General features: G+C 65.4%; 18 protein-coding genes. 9 read left to right on the top strand and 9 right to left on the bottom strand.

Going from position 1 to position 18,024, the window contains the following annotated elements; translation table 11 throughout:
* Positions 1–90 precede the first annotated feature (90 nt).
* Positions 91–1,050 (bottom strand): electron transfer flavoprotein subunit alpha/FixB family protein, encoded by a 960-nt coding sequence (locus SDENCHOL_RS03375; protein WP_154716058.1) that lies wholly within the window; start codon positions 1,048–1,050, stop codon positions 91–93.
* Between the two features lie 200 nt (positions 1,051–1,250).
* Positions 1,251–2,516 carry a murein transglycosylase A gene (locus tag SDENCHOL_RS03370; RefSeq protein ID WP_154716057.1) on the bottom strand — a complete coding sequence of 422 codons (1,266 nt, stop codon included), beginning with the start codon at positions 2,514–2,516 and terminating at the stop codon, positions 1,251–1,253.
* Between the two features lie 71 nt (positions 2,517–2,587).
* Here SDENCHOL_RS03370 and SDENCHOL_RS03365 point away from each other — a divergent pair, with 71 nt between their 5' ends.
* Positions 2,588–3,490, top strand: a complete 903-nt coding sequence (locus tag SDENCHOL_RS03365) for an ATP-binding protein (RefSeq protein ID WP_154716056.1) — start codon at positions 2,588–2,590, stop codon at positions 3,488–3,490.
* On the top strand, positions 3,487–4,434 hold the full coding sequence (locus tag SDENCHOL_RS03360; protein ID WP_154716055.1) for a Nudix family hydrolase: 948 nt from the start codon (positions 3,487–3,489) through the stop codon (positions 4,432–4,434). The genes SDENCHOL_RS03365 and SDENCHOL_RS03360 overlap by 4 nt, the downstream gene beginning before the upstream one ends.
* A gap of 22 nt (positions 4,435–4,456) precedes the next feature.
* On the opposite strand, the gene SDENCHOL_RS03355 is transcribed toward SDENCHOL_RS03360, so the two are convergent.
* The 7 genes from SDENCHOL_RS03355 to SDENCHOL_RS03325 all read right to left on the bottom strand — a co-directional run bounded on the left by SDENCHOL_RS03355 (position 4,457) and on the right by SDENCHOL_RS03325 (position 9,945).
* Positions 4,457–4,660, bottom strand: a complete 204-nt coding sequence (locus tag SDENCHOL_RS03355) for a DNA gyrase inhibitor YacG (protein ID WP_154716054.1) — start codon at positions 4,658–4,660, stop codon at positions 4,457–4,459.
* Between the two features lie 10 nt (positions 4,661–4,670).
* Positions 4,671–5,429: a cell division protein ZapD gene (zapD, locus tag SDENCHOL_RS03350; protein WP_154716053.1), complete on the bottom strand. Its 759-nt coding sequence runs from the start codon at positions 5,427–5,429 to the stop codon at positions 4,671–4,673.
* Positions 5,430–5,509: 80 nt separating this feature from the next.
* Positions 5,510–6,160, bottom strand: a complete 651-nt coding sequence (gene coaE / locus SDENCHOL_RS03345) for a dephospho-CoA kinase (protein ID WP_154716052.1) — start codon at positions 6,158–6,160, stop codon at positions 5,510–5,512.
* Positions 6,157–6,912, bottom strand: coding sequence for an SPOR domain-containing protein (locus SDENCHOL_RS03340; RefSeq protein WP_154716051.1), 756 nt, complete (start codon positions 6,910–6,912; stop codon positions 6,157–6,159). Before SDENCHOL_RS03340 ends, coaE begins: the two co-directional genes overlap by 4 nt.
* A gap of 18 nt (positions 6,913–6,930) precedes the next feature.
* Positions 6,931–8,283, bottom strand: a complete 1,353-nt coding sequence (locus tag SDENCHOL_RS03335) for a TrpB-like pyridoxal phosphate-dependent enzyme (protein WP_154716050.1) — start codon at positions 8,281–8,283, stop codon at positions 6,931–6,933.
* A gap of 58 nt (positions 8,284–8,341) precedes the next feature.
* Positions 8,342–9,112: a type III pantothenate kinase gene (locus tag SDENCHOL_RS03330; protein ID WP_197706830.1), complete on the bottom strand. Its 771-nt coding sequence runs from the start codon at positions 9,110–9,112 to the stop codon at positions 8,342–8,344.
* Complete coding sequence (locus SDENCHOL_RS03325) at positions 9,109–9,945, bottom strand: biotin--[acetyl-CoA-carboxylase] ligase (protein WP_197706829.1); 837 nt, start codon at positions 9,943–9,945, stop codon at positions 9,109–9,111. The genes SDENCHOL_RS03330 and SDENCHOL_RS03325 overlap by 4 nt, the downstream gene beginning before the upstream one ends.
* Before the next feature lie 272 nt (positions 9,946–10,217).
* Between SDENCHOL_RS03325 and SDENCHOL_RS03320 the strand changes: the two genes are divergently transcribed.
* The 7 genes from SDENCHOL_RS03320 (at position 10,218) to SDENCHOL_RS03290 (ending at position 18,003) form a co-directional block, all read left to right on the top strand.
* Positions 10,218–12,281: a TonB-dependent receptor plug domain-containing protein gene (locus SDENCHOL_RS03320; protein WP_154716048.1), complete on the top strand. Its 2,064-nt coding sequence runs from the start codon at positions 10,218–10,220 to the stop codon at positions 12,279–12,281.
* 167 nt (positions 12,282–12,448) lie between these two features.
* Positions 12,449–13,327, top strand: a complete 879-nt coding sequence (locus tag SDENCHOL_RS14290) for a molybdopterin-dependent oxidoreductase (RefSeq protein WP_197706828.1) — start codon at positions 12,449–12,451, stop codon at positions 13,325–13,327.
* Between the two features lie 224 nt (positions 13,328–13,551).
* Entirely contained in the window at positions 13,552–14,382 is an 831-nt protein-coding gene (locus SDENCHOL_RS03310) for a TOBE domain-containing protein (protein ID WP_154716047.1), read from the top strand.
* A gap of 237 nt (positions 14,383–14,619) precedes the next feature.
* Positions 14,620–15,801, top strand: coding sequence for an acyl-CoA dehydrogenase family protein (locus tag SDENCHOL_RS03305; RefSeq protein WP_154716046.1), 1,182 nt, complete (start codon positions 14,620–14,622; stop codon positions 15,799–15,801).
* Positions 15,802–15,813: 12 nt separating this feature from the next.
* Complete coding sequence (locus tag SDENCHOL_RS03300; RefSeq protein WP_154716045.1) at positions 15,814–16,974, top strand: CaiB/BaiF CoA transferase family protein; 1,161 nt, start codon at positions 15,814–15,816, stop codon at positions 16,972–16,974.
* A 10-nt stretch (positions 16,975–16,984) separates the two neighbouring features.
* A complete protein-coding gene (locus tag SDENCHOL_RS03295) occupies positions 16,985–17,521 on the top strand; it encodes an FAS1-like dehydratase domain-containing protein (RefSeq protein WP_154716044.1) in 537 nt (178 codons plus the stop codon).
* Positions 17,518–18,003 (top strand): MaoC/PaaZ C-terminal domain-containing protein, encoded by a 486-nt coding sequence (locus SDENCHOL_RS03290; RefSeq protein ID WP_154716043.1) that lies wholly within the window; start codon positions 17,518–17,520, stop codon positions 18,001–18,003. The genes SDENCHOL_RS03295 and SDENCHOL_RS03290 overlap by 4 nt, the downstream gene beginning before the upstream one ends.
* The last annotated feature ends 21 nt before the right edge of the window (positions 18,004–18,024 follow it).

Raw genomic sequence — 18,024 nt, 5'->3', positions numbered from 1 at the left:
TTCACTCCATGTTGTAAGAGCCGCCGGGCGACTCGGTGATCCCGCCTGTACGGATGCAGGCGGGCCGGGAGGGGATCCGCAGGCGGTCGGCTAGGAAGCCTTGGCCAGCTTGATCAGTTCGGGCAGCACTTCCACCGCGTCGGCGACGATGCCGTAGCGGGCATAGCGGTAGATCGAAGCGTCCTGATCCTTGTTGATGGCGACGATGGTCTTCGCCGCCGAGCAGCCGGCCATGTGCTGGCTGGCGCCGGAAATGCCGGCCGCCAGATAGAGGCCCGGACGGGTGATCTTGCCGGTCAGGCCGACCTGACGGGCCGAAGTGATCCAGCCTTCATCGACGATCAGGCGCGAGCCGCCCCACATGCCGCCCATGGCGTCGGCCAGTTGCTTGACCAGCTCGTAGTTCTGCGCATTGCCCAGGCCGCGGCCACCGGAGACGATGATCTGCGCATCTTCCAGGCGCGGGCCTTCGACCTTGGCCGGCACGGTGACCTTGAAGCGCTCATCGATGCTCGCCAGATTCACCGCGATGTCGCGGCGCGCCGGGCTGCTGGCCGAAGCGGCGGCTTCGGCGGCGATGGAAGTGGTGATGACGCCGATGACATTCACCGGCGCGGCGAGCCGATAGACGACGTGCGTATCGCCGCCGAAAGCCGTGGCGGTGACGTTCAGGCCGGCACCGCTCACTTCGATCGCGTAGGCGTTCATCGCCACCGGCACGCCCAGCTTGCCGGCCAGGCGCGGGGCGATCAGGCGGGCAGCGGAAGTCTGATTGAACAGGATGGTCTGCGGCCGGGCCTGGGCAACGTATTGGGCCAGGGCCTCGACCAGCGCATCCGGGCCGAAGTCGGCCAGCTTGGCATCGCTGATGACGTCCAGACCCTGCACGCCGTAGTCGGCGGCAATGGCGGCGGCATCGCTGGCCACGCCACCGATCACTACCCAATGCAGCGGCAGATTGGCTGCGGCAGCCGTCTTGCGCGCCAGCGTCAGCGCTTCCTGGCTACCGCCCTCGAGAATATTGCCCCAGGTACACAGAACCACGGTCATGATGCGGATCCTTCCTCTTGCTGAAATTCATACGACGAATCTGACGACGGGCCTGCGCGTTCGCACAAGACGCGTTGCACCACTGCACGCAACACCCGCCATATTGACTGGCCGATTCTAATGGAGCCGGAGAAGCCCCGTCAGTTTTCGAGCCAACTCTGATCCGGACTTCGGCATTTCAAAAGCGGACAGCCCGCCGCTCACCGCGTCGGCGCAGACGCGGGCGGCATCATGCCGTTCGGCAACAGCACCCACATGCGCCCCTGCTGGCTCATCTTGCCGGCCTGGGCGCCGGCGGCCTGGCCGCTGCCCCAGTAGAAGTCGGCGCGCACCGGGCCGCGGATCGCGCCGCCGGTATCCTGCGCCACCATCAGGCGAGTCAGTGGCTGCTCACTGTTGGGATAGGTCGTGTCCAGCCAGACCGGTACGCCCAGCGGCGTGATGCGCGGATCGATGGCGATGCTGCGTTCGGGGGTGAGCGCCAGCCCCATCGCCCCCGGCGGCCCGTCGCCGACCACCGGCAGTTCGCGGAAGAAGACATAGCTGGGATTGGTATCGAGCAGCTCCTGCGCGCGCGCCGGGTTGTTCTTCACCCAGTTGCGGATGCCCTGCATCGAAGCCTGGCCGGGCTTCAGCTCGCCCTGGTCGAGCAGCCAGCGACCGATGGAACGATAGGGATGGCCGTTCTGGTTGGCGTAGCCCACGCGGATGCGGCTGCCATCGTCGAGCTGTACCTGGCCCGAGCCCTGGATCTGCAGGAAGAAGACATCGATCGCATCATCCGCCCAGACCAGCGCCTTGGCCCGGTTGTCGCGCTGTTTTTCCTGGCGCTGCTCCCACTCGGCGCGCGACCAGTAGGGCACCAGCCGGTTGCCTTCGAGACGGCCGCGCAGACGCATGTGCCTGAGCTCGGGATACAGCCCGGCCAGATCGACTTCGATCAGGTCGTCCGGCACCGCATAGATGGGGTATCTGTACGCTGCCTTGCGCACGCGGCTGGCTTTCAGCAAAGGCTCGTAATAGCCGGTGATCAGGCCGCTGCGGCTGCCATCCGGATTGACCAGTTGCCAGGGCTGCAGATGCGCTTCGAACCAAGCGCGCAGCGTCGCCTCATCGCGGCCATCGAGTTGCCCGGCGGCGGCACAGGCAGCCTGCCAGGCCGGCTCGCGCGTCAGGCGTTGGCAGGAAGCGAGGAAAGCCTGGAAGGACGGCCCCAGGCCATCGCTGCCGGGCCAGTTGGGCAACTCATCCCAGCGTGCCGCGGCAAAAGGCGGCGCGGCGGGCGGCGGCTCGACGATCGTCGGCTTGCAAACCGGACAGACTTCGCACACTGGACATGGCGCGGCATGCGAAACGGAAGCGGCGGATTCGCCCTCCCGAAGCTCGGGACGCAGGGCGCAACCGGCAAGCAGCAAAGTAAAAGACAGGGCGGCAACGACGAGCAAACGGCTGGGGCGTGGGGACATGGTTCTGCTAGAGTTCGGAGCTCTGCCTACGCAAACGCAAACCGCAAGCTTACCTCATCGAGCACGCATCCATGACTGAACTGGCCGATTTTCTTGCCCGCGCCGAGCATTTGCTGGCGCGCATCGAAGCGTTGCTGCCGGCGCCGCCAACGCCGCCCGACTGGGATGCCGCCGTGGCCTTCCGCTGGCTGCGCGGATCGCGCAATGCGCGTCACGGCCAACTGCTGGCCGTGCCCAGACCGCACCGGATTCGCCTCGACAACCTGCAGGGTATCGATGAACAGGCGCAGCGCATCGACCGGAACACCCGCCAGTTCGTCGCCGGACGCAGCGCCAACAACGTGCTGCTGACCGGCGCGCGCGGCACCGGCAAATCCTCGCTGGTCAAGGCCATGTTCGATCGCTATGCGGCGCAGGGCCTGCGGCTGATCGAGGTGGACAAGCAGGATCTGATCGACCTGCCGGAAATCGTCGAACTGGTGGCCGGCCGGCCGGAACGCTTCATCGTCTTCAGCGACGACCTGTCCTTCGAAGCCAGCGATCCCGGCTACAAGGCGCTGAAAAGCGTGCTCGACGGCTCCATCGCCGGCGTGCCGGAAAATCTGCTGATCTACGCCACCTCCAACCGCCGCCACCTGATGCCGGAATACATGAGCGAGAATCTCGACACGCACCGTCTTGGCGACGAGATTCATCCCGGCGAAACCACCGAGGAAAAGATTTCGCTGTCCGAGCGCTTCGGCCTCTGGCTGTCCTTCTATCCTTTCGATCAGGACCACTACCTGGCCATCTGCCGGCACTGGCTGCGCGAATCGGGCATCGACCAGTGGGATGAGCAACTGCGCCAGGAAGCCCTGCAATGGGCGCTTTCGCGCGGCTCGCGCAGCGGCCGGGTGGCCTGGCAATTCGCTCGCGATTTCGCCGGGCGCAACGTAGCGGACGCAGCGCGCACGATGGAAGACGGCAGCGCATGAAAATCACCGAAGTCGCCGCCGCCGTCATCCTGCGCGAGGACGGCGCCTTCCTGCTCGGCCGGCGGCCGCCGGGCAGCGTGTATGCCGGCTACTGGGAATTTCCCGGCGGCAAGGTCGAAGCCGGTGAAACGCCGCGCGACGCCCTGATCCGCGAGCTGCACGAGGAGCTCGGCATCCGCGTCGGGCAAGCCGATCCATGGCTGGTCCGCGAGTTCATCTATGAGCACGCCCACGTCCGCCTCCACTTCTTCCGCGTGCGGCGCTGGCAGGGCGAGCTGCGCGATCTGCAGCACGACGCGCTGGCCTGGCAGCAGCCCGGCGCCGTCGATGTCGCCCCGCTGCTGCCGGCCAATGCGCCCATCCTCGCGGCGCTGGCGCTGCCGGATGTTTACGCCATCACCCATGCCGGCGGGCCGCGCGGCATCGGCGTCGAGGCGCAGTTGGCGGCGCTGGAAGCAGCGCTGGCGCGCGGCCTGCGCCTGGTGCAACTGCGCGAGCCGCTGCTCGACGCGGCGCAGCGCGATGAGTTCGCCATGCGCGCCGTCGCCCTGTGCCGCCGGCACGGCGCGCGGCTGCTGGTGAATGGCGATGCCGAACTGGCACGCCGTTGCGGCGCCGACGGCCTGCACCTACCGGCAGCCCAGTTGATGCCGCTCGACCAGCGACCGGATTTTCCGCTCGTCGCCGCCTCCTGCCACGATGCCGCCGAACTCGCCCAGGCGGCGCATCTGCAACTGGACTTTGCCGTGCTCGGCGCAATCGGGGAAACCGCCAGCCATCCCGGCCAACCGGGCATCGGCTGGAAGGCTTGCGCTGCCTTGCTGGCGGGCTATCCGCTGCCGGTCTATGCGCTTGGCGGCCTGTCAAGCGACGATCTGCCCGCCGCCTGGCACAGCGGTGCCCACGGCATCGCCGCCATCCGCGCGGCCTGGGAACGGCGGTAGCCGGACAGATCAGGCGATCAGGCTATTCAGACTCGCCTGGCAGTTCCGCTTCGGTCTCGGAAGTCTCGGGGACGCGATATTCCTCGGCCGCCCAGGCGCCGAAATCGATGGACTTGCAGCGTTCCGAGCAGAACGGCCGATAAGGATTTTCCACGCTCCACGGCAATGGCTTGCCGCAGGTCGGGCAAGCGACGAGGCGGGGCGCGGTCGCGGGCGTGCTCACCATCGCTGCGTCGCTACAGATTGCAGAACGTCAGCTCGAAATGGACGTTCTCGCCGCATTGCCGCGGGCGGTGGTCTTCGCCGTCGGGCGCGACGAAACGGATGTTCAGCGCATATTTGTTGGCGCTGATTTCCGGGATGAAGGGGGCGTTGTGGTCGACGCGCAGGCGCAGCATCAAGGCCGTGCGCCCGGCCAGCATCAACTGGAAGGCGCCGTGCGTGGCAACCTGTTGTTCGGGACGGCCGGAAGCGCGCAGCAGGCGCAGGACGATGGACAGGCCGGCGCGGATCGGCAGGATCGGCGCAATCCAGTCGTTGAGCGCATTGCGCCGGACGGCCGGATCGCGGTGCAGCCAATAGTGATAGGCGGGCAGATCGAATTCGCAGACGCCGCCGGGAATCGCCGCGCGATTCTTGATGGCCATCAGCCAGTCGTTGTCGCGCAGGTATTGGCCGATCTTGCCGTGCATGGCGAGCATCTGGGCGCTGGACAGCTCGATTTCATACAGCGCGCCGGACAGCGCCTCTTCGGAAATTTCCGGATTGTTGCGGAAGCCAAGCAGCGTTTGACGCTGGCGTTCGAGCTCCTGGATCAGGTCGAACTTGAGATCGGCGCGCGCGGCGACTTCGAGCACCTCGAACAGCGTCAGCAACGCCACGTGGTGATTTTCGGCGGCGTCGGAATTGGCAAAGTGCTGAAACTTGTCGAACAGATCCTCAAGACGCAGCAGGGTGCGGATGCGTTCGTTGAGAGGATACTCGTAGGTAATCACGCTTCAAGTACGCGTCAGGCGCCGGCCATGGGAGTTGGGAGAACGGGATTGCGCGATTCTGAACGATTCTCCGGCAAACCTCAACCTCCGGCCAGGGATTTTTTTGCCGCCAGCATGTCGAGGTATTTGCGATGAAGCGCCTCGATCTGCGGGCGCAAATGCGCCGGCGGACCCTCGTTGTCGATGACGTCATCCGCCACCGCGAGACGTTCGGCGCGACCGGCCTGCGCGGCCATGATGCGCTGGACATCTTCCCGGCCCAGGCCGCTGCGGCTGATCACCCGCTCGATCTGGGTCTCCTCGCGGCAGTCGACCACGGCAATGCGCGCCACGCGGTTGCGGTAGGTGCCGGACTCGATCAGCAGCGGCACTTCGAGCACGGCATACGGCGCGGAAGCCAGCGCGGCACGGCAGCGGCGCTGGCTCTCGATGCCGATCAGCGGATGCAGGATGGCTTCCAGCTTATGCTTGGCCTGAACGTCGCCGAAGACGAGGCGACGCATCGCGGCGCGGTCGAGCGCGCCGTCGGCGCCGATCAGCGCTTCGCCGAAAATCTTGCGGATATCTCCGATGGCCGCGCCGCCCGGCGCCGTCAACTCGTGGGCGATGCGATCGACGTCGATCACCGGCACGCCCAGCTCGCCGAAGATGGCGGCCACCGCGCTCTTGCCGCTGCCGATGCCGCCGGTCAGGCCGAGCACGCGGCCGTCATGGGTGATGGGTTGGCTCATGGCGATGCAGGAGGAGTCGGGTCTTTGGTCGGGCCGCTGGTCTCGGGACAGTCGGCTACGTGCGTCCTGGCCAGACCCAGCTCATTCAGCAACTCCGGCAGGCGTTGCAGCACGAGCGCCTGCGGCCCGCGCACCTCGACCTGGGCCTTGCCCGTGGTGCCCGCAGCGGTGCGGGCGCGCTTTTCGATCACGGCCGTGCGCACGCCACGCCGCTGCATCGCTGCAAGATGCGTCTCCGCCGCTTCGGGCGTGGAGAACATGCCCAGCGAAATGGCGAAGTGATCGTCGCCGTCGCCGAGCATGGGCATGGCGTCGGTAATGCCGAGGTTTCTCAACTCCTGCAGCTTCCTGTCGACAAGCTCCCGGCTGGGCAGCGGCGGGAAATGCACCCAGTAGCGCGGCGGCAATTCGATCGGCTTGACGACGGCCTGCAATCCGGTGGCGACAGTCGCTTCCCCCTGCACGCGCTCGTACAGGCGCTGGGCATCGGCGGCGGGCAGCGCATTGTCGCCGACGAGGCGGCAGATCGCCTCATCGGCCGGCGCGGCTGCGGCGGATGCCGGGGCAGTGGAAGCAGCGGACGACTCTGGCGCCGCCGCCAGGATGCGCAGCTTTTCCGGCGCCAGTTGATGCTTGATGCGCAGCGGTTCGCGGCCATCCTCGAGACGGCCGAAATACCCCTGGCTCCAGGCAAAGAACAGCAGATTGCCGAAAATCGCCAGCAGCAAAACGATGCGCCAGAACAGCGTCATGGTCGCGCCTCCCGGGCCTCAGCCAACCTTGGGCAGATGCTGCAGCGCGGCCTCGATCGCTTCCGCCGGATAGGCGTAGTCTTCCAGCTCGCCGGCGAAATAACGGTCGTAGGAGGTCATGTCGAAATGGCCATGGCCGGACAGGCAGAACAGCAGCGTCTTCGCTTCGCCCGTCTCCTTGCAGCGCAGCGCCTCGTCGATGACCGCGCGGATGCCATGACAGGATTCCGGCGCCGGCACGATGCCTTCGGTGCGGGCGAACTGCACGCCGGCCTCGAAGGTGGCGAGCTGATTCACCGCCACGGCTTCGATCAGACCTTCGTGATAAAGCTGCGAAACCAGCGGCGAATCGCCGTGATAGCGCAGCCCGCCGGCATGGATGCCCGGCGGCACGAAATCATGGCCCAGGGTGTACATCAGCATCAGCGGCGTATAGCCGGAGGAATCGCCGTAGTCGTAGGCATAGTGGCCGCGCGTGAGCGTCGGGCAGGAACTCGGCTCGACGGCCACCAGGCGAATGTTCCTGCCGGCCGCCTTGTCGGCAAGAAAGGGAAAGGCGATGCCGCCGAAGTTGGAGCCGCCGCCGCAGGGCGCGAAGATCATGTCCGGATACTCGCCGATCTTCTCGAACTGCTTCTTCGCTTCCAGGCCGATCACCGTCTGGTGCAGGATGACGTGGTTGAGCACCGAGCCGAGCACGTAATTGGTGTCCTTGCGCGAGGCGGCTTCCTCCACCGCCTCGGCGATGGCGATGCCCAGCGAACCGGGGCTGAAGGGATCCTTGGCGAGAATGTCGCGTCCGGCCTGGGTTTGCGAGGTCGGACTGGCGAACACCTCGGCGCCCCAGGTGCGCATCAGCGAGCGGCGGGCGGCTTTCTGCTCATAGCTGACCTTGACCATATACACGCGCACTTCCATGCCGAACATCTGCCCGGCCAGGGCGATCGACGAACCCCACTGGCCGGCGCCGGTTTCGGTGCTCAGGCGCTTGATGCCGGCCTGGCGGTTATACCAGGCCTGCGGAATGGCGGTGTTCGGCTTGTGCGAGCCGGCCGGCGAGCCGCCTTCGTACTTGTAATAGATCTTCGCCGGCGTGCCCAGCGCCTGCTCCAGCCGGGTCGCCCGGCACAGCGGCGCCGGACGCCAGAGGCGATAGATTTCGCGCACTTCCTCCGGAATGGCGATCCAGCGCTCGGCGGACATCTCCTGTTCGAGCAGGTTGGGCGGGAAGATTTCCAGCATCTTCTCCGCCGCCACCGGCTGTCCATCCGGCCCCAGCGGCGGCGCCGGCGGCTTGGGCATGTCGGCCACGACGTTGTACCAGTGGGTCGGGATTTCCGAGGCGTCGAGTTGTATCCGGATGTTTTCCATTCAGCCCAGCTCCTGATGTGAGTGGTAAGTGCAAAAAAGTGAAGTGCAAAGACAGATTTCAGGCAGTCGAATCGGTCACAGCCACGGCCACGGCGATCTGCGCCAGACCTTCGAGCACGAGATTTTCGACGTGGCGCAGCGGAATGTCCAGCAGCCCGGCAAAGTGCCCGGCCGCCCCGCCCGACAGCAGACAGATCGCCGCCGGATCGGCGGCGATCGGCCGGAACATGCGTTCGATCGCGCCGGCCGTGGCCTGCAGGCAACCGCTGGCGATCGCCGCCCGCGTATTGCACGGCAATTCCTGGAAGTCCCCCTGCGCCAGCGGCAGCCGCGCAGTGTGGTGGGCGAGCGCGGTGCGCATCAGATCGACGCCCGGCAGGATCAGGCCGCCGCGGAAACTGCCATCGGCATCGAGGCGGTCGATGGTCGTCGCCGTGCCCGCCGTCACCACCAGACAGGGCGCCTGCGGCTGCAGGTGACGCGCGCCGATCAGCGCCGCCCAGCGGTCGGCGCCGAGCTGGGCGGGTTCTTCATAACCGTTCGTCACGCCGCATTGCGCGGCCTGGCTTTCGTTCCAGCGCAGCGGCGCACCGAGCGCATCGGCGCCCAGTTCGATGGCCGCGCGCGCCTCGTGATTGGCGACGATGCAGCCAACGATGCCCGCCGGCGTGCTGTAACCCGGCGAGGCGCGCACCTCCGCCGGCAGGCGGCCGATCTCCGTCAGCAGCAACGCGCCCTGCGCCAGCCAGCAGCGCCGCGCCGGATCGTACGTGCCCCACTTGAGGCGGGTATTGCCGCAGTCCAGGCACAGCAGCATGCGATCGCTCATGCCTGCGGCCTCAGGGAAACCTCGCCGCTGACGATGCGCTGCAGGCCGTCCGGGGTTTCCAGCAGCAGGGCGCCATCCGCGTCGACGCCGCGGCAGATGCCCACGCGCGGCGGATTGAAATCATCGCTCAGGCACACGGAAAGATCCGCGCAGGCATGGCGCTGCTGCCAGGCGCCGCGCAACGCCGCGAACCCCGCCGTGGCGAACGGCTCGAGCTGCGCATGCAGCGCGGCGAGCAGAGCGGCCAGCAACTGGTTCGCATCCGGCAACGCGGGCGTCACCTCCGCCAGCGCTGCCGCGCCCGCGCGAACATCGGCAGGCAGATCGGCCGGCAAACGCAGATTGAGGCCGACGCCGATGATCGCCGCCGGACCCTGCGCGGCGCGCGGCGGTGAAACCAGCTCGATGAGGATGCCGGCCAGCTTGCGCCCATGCAGCAGCACGTCGTTGGGCCATTTCAGGCGGATACCCTCGATGCCCAAATCCTCCAGCGCGCGCGCCAGCGCCACGCCCACGGCCAGCGACAGGCCATCCAGCGCGGTATCCGGCGGGAAGCGCCAAAGCAGCGAAAAAGTCAGGCTGTCGCCGGGCGCCGACGTCCAGTGGCGGCCCCGCCGGCCACGTCCGGCCGTCTGCCGCTCGGCAACGATCACCGTGCCACTGGGCGCGCCCGCCTCGGCCCGCGCCATCAACCGGCTGTTGCTGGAATCGCACTCGGCCAGAACGTCGATATCGAAACGGCACGCCAGGCCAGCGCGGGCATCGAGCGCGGCAGCGATCGCCGCGACTGCGGGCGGCGTGACTGAAACATCGGAAACATCGGGAACAGGCATGGAAAGTGGCAACAGGAATCGCAAGGGCGCCATTATCGTCGATCCTGGCCGCGCATGAGCGCATCAGCCCTGTCCCGGCATTCGGGGCTTGCCACGCGATATACATTAATATATATTGCGCCGCTGCAAACTCGGCGCCTTTGTCTCCCGGCGCCTCCAGTTCCTGAAAACCATTGATACATCAGCATGTTCAGGGGCGGGTAAAAGTAAAGCCCTTTCATTTTCGACACTCTCGTTATATCAACTCTAATATTTCGACCAGGAAGATATTGATGAAACCACAAGCACACCCCCTCCCCAACACCCGGCCGACCCTGATCGCCCTTGCCATGGCATCGGCGCTGGCTTCCGGCAGCGTTCTGGCGCAAACGAGCGCCCCCCCGTCGGGTTCGGTCTTCACGCTGGGCACGGTCGTCGTGAGCGCGACGGCGCCGCAATCCGGCGGCATCTCCGAAGACCAGGTCGCCTCGGTCGTCACCAGCGAGGAAATCCAGCAATTCAACCGTGAGAACATTGCCGACGCACTGAACCTGCTTTCCGGCATCACCCTCTCCCACGGCCAGAAGAACGAGCGGCGCGTTTCGATCCGCGGCTTCGAGACGAGCAAGGTCGGCCTGTTCATCGACGGCATTCCCGTCTATATCCCGTTCGACGGCGCGGTGGACATGAACCGCTTCACCACCGCCGATCTGGCCGCGATCCAGGTCGCCAAGGGCTTCACCTCGGTGGCCTACGGCCCCAACACCATGGCCGGCGCGATCAACCTGGTCACGCGCAAGCCGGTGAAGCAGCTCGAAGGCAACGTCCAGCTCGGCTTCGGCGAGGGCAACGAACGCAAGGCGTCGGTGAATGTCGGCAGCAACCAAGGCCTGTGGTACATCCAGGGCGGCGTCTCGTACCTGGAAAGCGACTGGTTCCGCATGTCCTCCAGCTTCGTGCCGAAACCGGGCGCGGCGCTGTACGAGGATGGCGGCGAGCGCAACAACTCCTATCGCAAGGACAGCAAGGTCTCGCTCAAGTTCGGCCTGACGCCGAATGCCACCGACGAGTACGCGATCAGCTACCTCAAGCAGGAAGGCGAAAAAGGGCAACCCACCAGCACCGCCGGCACCGGCCAGACCTGGCGCTGGCCTTACTGGAACAAGGAAAGCGTTTACCTCACCACGCGCACGGCGCTGGGTGCAAACGAGACGCTGAAGTTCAAGCTCTACCACGACACTTTCGACAACGCGATCGACATGTACACGAACGCGACGTTCACCACGATCAACGGCACCGGCTCCAGCATCTACAACGACAAGACCTACGGCGGCTCGGTGGAACTGGAATCGACGCGCATCAAGGACAACACCCTGCGCCTGTTCGCCTTCTACAAGAAGGACATCCACGACAAGAACGACTACTCATACATCCCGCCCCGCTATGACCGCATGGAGGACACGCTGGTCTCGTACGCTCTCGAGAACAACTATCAGATCCGTTCCGACCTGCTGCTCTCCCTGGGTGCCAGCCATCACGAACTGAAGCCGAACAAGATCTACAAGTCCGACAATCTGACGCTGACGCTGCCGGGCAGCCAATCGGCCAACGATTTCCAGGCCGGCCTGTTCCACGACTGGTCGTCGTCGACCCGCCTGTACGCCACCGCCTCGAAGAAGACGCGCCTGCCCTCGCTGCAGGATCGCTACAACGGAGCTCAAGGCAGATACATCGAGAACCCCAACCTGCAGCCGGAAAAGTCGGTTAACTACGAAATCGGCTACCAGGGCACGCCGTGGCAAAACGCCAAGGCCGAAGCCGCGATCTTCCACAGCACCGTCGATAACAAGATCCAGGACTGGTATCCCGATCCCAGCAAAAACTGCACCGCGCCGACGGTACCGGATCCGGTAGGCAACGTCTGCCAGCGGCGCAACGTCGGCGAAGTGCGCTACAGCGGCATCGAATTGGGCTTGCGCGGCCAGGTCTCGGCCCAGCTCGAACTGGGCGGCAACTACACCCACACGGAGCCCAAGATCATCAGCAATCCCAACAGCCGCAGCGGCGCCAAGGTCTACGACGTACCCAAGCGCAAGGCGACCGTGCATGCACGCTATCGTCCGGCCGAAAACCTCGACTTCATCGCCTTCGTCGAAAACAACAGCAAGCGCTGGGTCTCGGATACGGTTGAGCTGGGCGCCTACACCACGCTGAACCTGAAGGTCGCCTACCGGCCGATGAAGGATCTGACCCTGGAAGCCGGCGTCAACAATGCCGGCGACAAGAACTACGAGTTCTCCAGCGGCTTCCCGCAGCCCGGCCGCATGTGGTTCGCCAACGGCGTCTATACGTTCTGAGCGCTCGGCGAGCCCTTGAGACCCTTTGAAACCCTTTGATACGGCGTCTCCATCCTGATCCGTCATCCCCGCCTGCGCGGGGATGACGCTATCCGGGCACGATCCAGGCGCGGAAATGACGCTGCCTGGAGTCGCCTGATCCTGATTCAAACCTTTCGGAGCATGACATGAAGACATTGCGAACCACCCTGAGCCTGTCGTTTACCGCTGCTGCTGCCGCCACCCTCGTGCTGCTGGGCGGCAACGCCGTGGCGGCGGGCCATCACGCCGCCACGGCGGGCGGCGACGAAGCCGCAGCGACGGCGGTACTCGCCCAGAAGAGCGGCTGTCTTGCCTGCCACCGTGGCGCGGGCAAGGGCAACGGCCCCGCGTACCAGGACGTCGCGGCGAAATATGCCGGCAACAAGGCGGATGCCGAAGCCCTGCTGGCCAAGCACATCATCGAAGGCACCGGGCCGGACGGCCTGGGCTGGATGCAGGCCGGCAAGGCCAGCCTGCCCTTCATGCCGGCCAACCACGTCTCGCCTGCCGACGCGCGCAAGCTGGCGCGCTGGGTGCTGAACACCACCGGCGAGATTCCCGACATTTCGCGCCTGTTCGTCACCGAGCAGATCACCGTCACCGGCGTCGTGAAGAACCCGCTGACGCTCGATCCCGATGCGCTGCGCCGCTTCCCGCCGCAGCAGGTCGGCGAAGTACCGCTGGTCTGCCAGAGCGGCGCCGACCGGGGCAAGCTGGAGAATTTCAAGGGCGTGCGTCTCATCGACATACTCAACAAGGCCGAAATCGTCGCCCCGGGCCACAACGACGTGAAGAAACTGGCCATCGTCGCCACCGCCAGCGACGGCTACAAGGCGGTGTTCTCCTGGAACGAGATCTTCAACTCGCCGCTGGGCGAGGGTGTCATGGTGTTCTTCGAGAAAAACGGCAAGCCGCTGGGCGACACGGACGGCCGCATCGCCATGGTCTCGTCCAAGGACACCCGCACCGGCCCGCGCCATGTCAAATGGCTGCAAAACATCGAGGTCAAGAAAATCGCCGATTGAGGAATCGCCGATGGGCCGCGACACGCACGGCGGCCATCGACGACCCCGCTGAACCCGCATCTCCCCTGAGTGGGTCTATTTGGCCACTGTCCGATCGGGCAGTGGCCTTTTTCTTTTGCGCGACGGTACATGACGGTGCGAGTCAGCCGCCCCCGCTGTGGGATACCAACGAAAACAGGCTATGCTTGTCCCCTTTCCCTTTCGGGTGATACGGAAAGCACAGCATGAGAAAAGCAAGCGCAAAGCACAAGGAAGGCCAGGATCTCGCCGTGCACGGCTCGATCTGGCTGACCATGGCCGGCGAGAATTTCGGCGGCGCCGGACGCGTCGATCTGCTCGCGCGCATCGCCGAATACGGCTCGATCAGCCAGGCCGCCAAATCCATCAAGATGAGCTACAAGGCCGCCTGGGACGCCATCGATGCGATGAACAATCTGGCCGGCGAACCGCTGGTCGAACGCCTCACCGGCGGCAAGGGCGGCGGCGGCACCCGCCTGACGCAGCGCGGCGAACGGCTCGTCGCCAATTTCAGGATCATCGAACGCGAGCACCGCCAGTTCATCGAGCAACTCAGCCGGCAGGCCGAAGGCATCACCCATGATTTCCTGCTGATCCGCAGGATGAACATGAAGACCAGCGCGCGCAACCAGTTTCTCGGCCAGGTCACGGCGATCCGGCCCGGCAGCATCAATGATGAAATCGAACTGGCCATACCCGGCGGCCTGACGCTGACCGCCATCCTCACCCACGCCAGCCGCGACAGCCTCGATCTGCGCCTCGGCAGCGAAGCCTTCGCCCTCGTCAAGGCGTCTTCCATCATCGTCGTCACCGATGAGCAGAAGGCGGGATTCTCGGCGCGCAACCGCATCAGCGGCCGCATCTCGCGCCTGCAGATCGGCGCGGTGAACAGCGAAGTGATCATCGAACTACCGGCCGGCGGATCGATTGCCGCAGTCATCACCAACGAAAGCTGCCACGCGCTGGCCCTGGCGGTCGGCCAGACGGCAAGCGCGATCTTCAAGGCATCGAGCGTGATCGTCGGCGTGCCGGCCTGAGCGCGGGCGGCAGCACAGTGGCCGATGACCAGTGACCAATGACGCCGCGACGCGGGCAGGCCGGCGCCGTGGACATTTCAGAATCCAATTAGGCCACTTGCGAAGCCCCCGGACGAGACACGGGGCGCGTTCTCTCACTACAATGAAACGCTGGCCCGGGTATCCCCAACCCTGGGTGCCCGCCACCCGCACCCGTTAATCGCCATTACCACAGCCCTACATACATGGAGTCGAGCGATGGATTTTGAATTTTCCCAGGAAGAGCAGGCGTTTCTGCGCGAGGTCGATGCGTTTTTCAAGGAGAACAACGACGTCAAGTACATGGACGTGACGCGCGAGAACATGGCGCAGGTCTGCGATACGCCGGAGCGCCGCGAGTTCACCGCGAAGATGGCCAAAAAGGGCTGGCTGGGCATCACCTGGCCGAAGCAGTACGGCGGCCAGGATGGCGCGGGCTTCTACGAATTCCTGCTCAACGAGAAACTCTCCTCGGTCGGCGCGCCGCAGATCGGCAAGGGCGTGGGCATCATCGGCAAGACCCTGATCAAGGTCGGCTCGGAGAAGCTCAAGCAGGAATTCCTGCCGAAGATCCTCAACGCCGAAATCGAATTCGCCGTCGGCTATTCCGAACCCGAAGCCGGCTCGGACGCCGCCGCCATGCGTCTGAAGGCCGAGCGCAAGGGCGACGGCTGGGTGTTGAACGGCCAGAAGGTGTTCACCACCTCGGCCCACTTCGCCGACTGGTACTGGGTCGGCGCGCGCACCGATCCGGATGCCAAGAAGCACCACGGCATCACCCTGTTCCTGATCCGCATGGACGACCCGGGGCTGACCATCCACCCGATGTACACCATGGGCAAGGAGCGCACCAACGCGGTGTTCTTCGACAACGTCTTCGTCCATGACGACTACCGCGTCGGCGAACTCAACAAGGGCTTCCAGTACATCGCCGAGGCGCTGGACATCGAGCGCTTCACGATGTTCACTTTCTCGCCGATCCGCGGCCGCATGGAGTTGCTGGCCGACCACGTGAAGAACGGCAAAAAGGACGGCAAGGCGCTCAAGGACGATCCGGTGATCCGCCAGAAGATTGCCCAGTTGGCCACCGAATGCGAAGTGGCGCGCGTGCTCGGCGTGCAGTTCGTCGATGCGGCGCTGCACAGCGACAAGACGCCGTCCAACGAGGCTTCCGAATACAAGCTCTACGCCACCGAACTCTCCCGCCGTCTGGCCGATGCCACCATGGACATCGCCGGCCCCGGCTCGCAACTGTGCCTGCACACGCAGGACGCGCCGCTGAAAGGCCGCGCCGAGAGCTGCTACACCTACACCGTCATCGACACCATCGGCGGCGGCGCTTCGGAAGTGCAGAAGAACATCATCGCCCAGCGCAAGCTCGGCCTGCCGCGCAGCTTTTAAGCAGGTCGACTCATGTCATTCCTCAAAGGTTACAACGTCCTCGACCTGGCCAGCGTCGGCCCGGCGGCGCGCGCCTCGCGCATCCTCGCCGATTACGGCATGAACATCATCAAGGTCGCGCCGGTCGCCGCCAAGGGCGCCAAGCAGATCGAGCCGGTATTCCATGCCTACGGCGCCGGCCGCGGCACGCAGAAGATCCGCGTCGATCTCAAGTCGGATGCCGGCCGTGAGGCCATCCTGCGCCTGGCGAAAAGCGTCGATGTGGTGATCGAAAGCTACCGCCCCGGCGTGGCCGCGCGTCTGGGCGTGGGCTATGCAGACCTGAAGAAGGTCAATCCGAAGATCGTCTATTGCTCGACCAGCGGCTACGGCCAGGATGGGCCTTACGCGCAGTGGGTGGGACACGACATCAACTATCTGGCGGTCGGCGGCTTCCTCGGCTGCAGCGGCACGGATGCCGAAGGCAAGCCGGCGATCCCCGGCGCCACGGTGGCCGACAGCGCCGGCGGCGGCATGCAGGCGGCGCTGTCCATCATCGCCGCGCTGCTGAATGCCGAGAAGACCGGCAGCGGCTCCTATCTCGACGTGTCGATCACCGACGGCGTGCTGAACCTGATGTCGCTGTATCTGGACCAGTATCTGGCCACGGGCGAAGAAACCCGGCCGAACAATGCCGTGCTCACCGGCAAGTACGCTTGGTATGGCGTGTATACCTGCGGCGACGGCCAGCACATCTCGGTGGGTGCCATCGAGGGGCATTTCTTCAAGAATCTCTGCCGCCTGCTTGATCTCGAACAGTTCAGCGGCAGCCAGTACGACGCCGCCAGGCAGGAAGAAATGCGCGCGGCCTTCGCCGCCCGCTTCAAGACCAAAACGCGTGACGAGTGGGTGGCACTGCTCGCCGGCGCCGACACCTGCACCGCGCCCGTGCTGTCGATTGCCGAAGTGGTGCACAACGAACACCTGCGCGCGCGCCAGACCTTCATGAATGCGCGTCATCCCGAGAAAGGCGCCTTCGAGCAGCTCGGCCCGGTGCTCGCCGGCGGCGAGCGCCAGCAACCCGAGCATCAGGTGGCCGCTCCGGGCACGACGGACAGCGATACCGTGTTTGCCCGTGCCGGTTTCTCGGCTGACGAGATTGCCGCGCTGAAAACCAGCGGCGCGGTGGAATAAGGAGGACGGGATGGCAACCGAATATCCGCCGTCGGCCACCGATCTGCCGCCTGCCGTGCAGGCGCTGATCGGCCAGCCGCAATACGAGGAACAAACCGAATTCCCGATCGAGCAGGGCTATGTGCTGACCAGTTGCGCCTCGGTACAGAACGGCAATCCGCTCTACTGGCAGCCGGCAGTGGCCGAGGAACTGACCGGCGGGCCAATCGCGCCGCCGTCCATGCTGTCGGTCTGGTTCCGTCCGCACCATTGGGCGCCGGGGGCGACCGGAGAACGCACCGCGCTGATGACCCATTTCGACCTCAAGCGTCTGCTCGACCTGCCCGAAGCGGTGGTGGCGAGCAACGAAACGGTGTTCGGCGAGCCGGTGCGCATGGGCGACGTGCTGACCATCCGCCAGATCGTGCGTTCGGTGGGTGAATTGAAAGACACCAAGCTGGGCCGCGGCCGCTTCTGGACCATCGACGTCGAGACCGTCAATCAACGCGGCGAGTGGGTGGGCACCGACACCTATACCTGCCTCGGTTACAGGAAGCCCGGCCAATGAGCGCAGCGATCAACAACCGTCTGCATGGGCAGATCAAGGAAGGCGAGGAACTGCCGCCGCTGACCCATGCCGTCACCGCCACCACCGTGGTGCTGGGCGCCCTGGCCAGCCGCGACTGGCGGCCGATGCACCATGACAAGGATTTCGCCGTGAATCGCAACGGCATCCGCGACATCTTCATCAACACGCCGACCAACGCGGCCTGGTTCGAGCGCTACATCACCGACTGGACGGGCCCCAAGGGCCGCCTGGGACGGATGAAGTTCAAGATGAAAAGCTCGGTCTTTCCCGGCGACGAAATGCGCTTCAGCGGCCACGTCGTCAAGGCAGCCATCGACGATACCGGCTGCGGCTGGCTGGATCTGGAACTGGCCGTCTCGGTCGGCGACAAGGTGGCCACCGAATGCCAGGCGCGAGTGGCCGTGCCAACGAGCGAATCCGACAATCCCTGGCAGCGCCGTGGCGCCGACTGGAAACCCTGAAAAACGAATTATTTGACGAGA

Origin of the sequence: Sterolibacterium denitrificans, from assembly GCF_900174485.1 — a bacterium.
Classification (GTDB): domain Bacteria; phylum Pseudomonadota; class Gammaproteobacteria; order Burkholderiales; family Rhodocyclaceae; genus Sterolibacterium; species Sterolibacterium denitrificans.
This window is presented reverse-complemented; position numbering and strand designations above follow the sequence as displayed.